3 protein-coding genes are annotated in these 2,603 nt (G+C 69.5%); all 3 read left to right on the top strand.

Annotated elements, in window-relative coordinates; all coding sequences use genetic code 11:
• Positions 1 to 169 precede the first annotated feature (169 nt).
• The 3 genes from NON22_RS22955 (at position 170) to NON22_RS22945 (ending at position 2,562) form a co-directional block, all read left to right on the top strand.
• Positions 170 to 871, top strand: a complete 702-nt coding sequence (locus NON22_RS22955) for a pirin family protein (protein ID WP_257389310.1) — start codon at positions 170 to 172, stop codon at positions 869 to 871.
• Between the two features lie 168 nt (positions 872 to 1,039).
• On the top strand, positions 1,040 to 2,020 hold the full coding sequence (locus tag NON22_RS22950) for an alpha/beta fold hydrolase (RefSeq protein WP_425508022.1): 981 nt from the start codon (positions 1,040 to 1,042) through the stop codon (positions 2,018 to 2,020).
• A gap of 35 nt (positions 2,021 to 2,055) precedes the next feature.
• Complete coding sequence (locus tag NON22_RS22945; RefSeq protein ID WP_257389309.1) at positions 2,056 to 2,562, top strand: hypothetical protein; 507 nt, start codon at positions 2,056 to 2,058, stop codon at positions 2,560 to 2,562.
• The last annotated feature ends 41 nt before the right edge of the window (positions 2,563 to 2,603 follow it).

Below are 2,603 nucleotides of genomic sequence, written 5' to 3'. Positions count from 1 at the left end.
CCGGAAGACGGTGGCGGCGCGGGGCCCCGCGCCGCCTCGCCGCGAGACCGGTATCCGCATCGCCCGTCGCGTGTCGCCGATCTGGAAACGATCAGTTTCGATTGTTGCTGTTTTTAATCGTCTGCGGCGGGACTAAGGTAGCGGCCATCGTCCACACCGGAGCACCGACATGATCGAACGCCGTCCTTTCAGCAGTCTCGGCGGAGCCAACCACGGCTGGCTCGACGCCAGGCATCATTTCTCGTTCGCGAGCTATCACGACGCGCAGCGCATGGGCTGGGGCGCGCTGCGCGTCTGGAACGACGACACCATCGCGTCCAACACGGGCTTTCCGCCGCATCCGCACGCGGACATGGAAATCATCACCTACGTCCGCGACGGCGCGATCACGCACCAGGACAACCTCGGCAACCACGGCCGCACCGAAGCCGGCGACGTGCAGGTCATGAGCGCGGGCAGCGGCATCCAGCACGCCGAATACAACCGCGAGCCGGGGACGACGCGGATCTTCCAGATCTGGATCATCCCCGACAGCCGCGGCGGCAAGCCGACCTGGGGCGCCAAGCCCTTTCCGAAGGGCGAACGCGCCGGCCGCTTCGTGACCCTGGCCAGCGGCAAGGCCGGCGACGACGACGCCTTGCCGATCCGCGCCGACGCGCGCGTGCTCGGCCTGACCCTGGCCGCCGGCCAGAGCGCCGACTACACGTTCGAGGCGAACCGCTACGGCTATCTCGTGCCGGCCAAGGGCGCGGTCGAGGTCAACGGCCAGCGCGTCGACACACGCGACGGCCTGGCGATCCGCAACGAGGCCGCGCTGCGCGTGGTCGCGCTCGAGGACGCCGAAGTCGTGCTCGTCGATACGGCGCCGTGACGTCCGTGCGCCGATAGTTCGAAGCCGCCGCCGCGGTCCCGCAGGGCCGTAACAGCACGAACCTGCAAGGCGCCGCGGCGGCCGCATGCGAGGCTGTGCGCATCGTCGCCGCCGCCGCACGAGTGCGGCGGCGGCGCACACTTTTCCCCTTGTGGACGCGAGGCCGCCATGACGCGCAACGAGCCCGACACCATCGACGAAGCACGCCGCCGGCTGCTGATCGCCGGCACTGCCGCCGGCGCAGTCCTGGCGGCCGCGCCGCTGCTCGGCGGCGCCGCGACGCGAGCATCCCGAACCGCCAACACCGGAGAACGCACCATGGGCACGATCACGACCAAAGACGGCGTGCAGATCTATTACAAGGACTGGGGCCCGGCCAACGGCCAGCCCGTCGTCTTCAGCCACGGCTGGCCGCTGAACGCCGACAGCTGGGAAGCGCAGATGTTCTTCCTCGCCAACGCGGGCTATCGCTGCATCGCGCACGACCGCCGCGGCCACGGCCGTTCCAGCCAGCCCTGGGACGGCAACGACATGGACCACTACGCCGACGATCTCGCCGCATTGCTCGACCAGCTCGACGTCAAGGGCGCGACCCTGTTCGGCTTCTCCACCGGCGGCGGCGAAGTCGCGCGCTACATCGGCCGTCACGGCACCAAGCGCGTCAAGAAGGCCGGCCTGATCTCGGCCGTGCCGCCGCTGATGCTCAAGACCGACAAGAATCCGGGCGGACTGCCGATCAGCGTGTTCGACGGCCTGCGCGCCGGCTCCGTGGCGAATCGCGCGCAGTTGTACCGCGACATCGCGAGCGGTCCGTTCTACGGCTACAACCGGCCGAACGCGAAACCGTCGGAAGGCATCATCGACACGTTCTGGATGCAAGGCATGATGGCCGGGCACAAGAACGCCTACGACAGCATCGCCGCGTTCTCGGCCACCGATTTCACCGAAGACCTGAAGAAGTTCGACGTGCCGACCCTGATCGTGCACGGCGACGACGACCAGATCGTGCCGATCGACGCGGCCGGCCGGGCCTCGGCCAAGCTCGTGAAGAACGCGAAGCTCCTCGTCTATCCCGGCGCGCCGCACGGCCTGGCCGACACGCACAAGGACAAGCTCAACGCCGACCTGCTGGAATTCCTGAAGTCCTGACCGCGGCATCGCGCCGTCCTGCGAGGAGACCATCCATGCTTGGCATCACTGCGTTCGGCTGGATACATACGGTGATCAGTCTGCTCGCGATGGCGGCGGCCGCCGTCGCGTTCGCGCGCCACGGCGGCATCGCGCTGGCCACGTCCGCGGGCCGTGCGTTCGTCGGGCTGACCGTCGCGAGCTGCGTGACCGGTCTGTTCATCTTCCATCACGGCGGTTTCGGCCCGCCGCACGTGCTTGCGCTCGTGACCCTGGGCGTGCTCGGCGTCGCGGCGCTGGCCGAACGCCGCCGCGCGTTCGGCGGCGCGTCGGCCTATGTCGCGACGGCCGCCTGTTCGCTGGCCTTCTTCTTCCACTTCATTCCGGGCTTCACCGAAACCCTGACGCGCCTGCCGCTGGCCGCGCCGTACGCGAGCGGCCCGGACGATCCGAAGCTGCAGGCGCTGATCGGCGCGACGTTCGCCGTGTTCGTGATCGGCATCCTCTGGCAGCTGCTGCGGCTGCGGCGCGCGAGCCGCACGCTCGCGCCCGCGCGGACCTGACGATCCGGCGCGGCGACGGCGCCGCTCACGGCGCCGCCGTC

The organism is Tahibacter caeni, assembly GCF_024609805.1.
Classification (GTDB): Bacteria; Pseudomonadota; Gammaproteobacteria; order Xanthomonadales; family Rhodanobacteraceae; genus Tahibacter; species Tahibacter caeni.
The sequence above is the reverse complement of the archived record's forward strand: the minus strand, read 5'-3'. Positions and strand labels throughout refer to the sequence as shown.

What these genes read in the sequence shown, in the direction of transcription:
- NON22_RS22955 (WP_257389310.1), top strand. Translation starts at nt 170, where the DNA reads ATGATCGAACGCCGTCCTTTCAGCAGTCTCGGCGGAGCCAACCACGGC.
- NON22_RS22950 (WP_425508022.1), top strand. Translation starts at nt 1,040, where the DNA reads ATGACGCGCAACGAGCCCGACACCATCGACGAAGCACGCCGCCGGCTG.
- NON22_RS22945 (WP_257389309.1), top strand. Translation starts at nt 2,056, where the DNA reads ATGCTTGGCATCACTGCGTTCGGCTGGATACATACGGTGATCAGTCTG.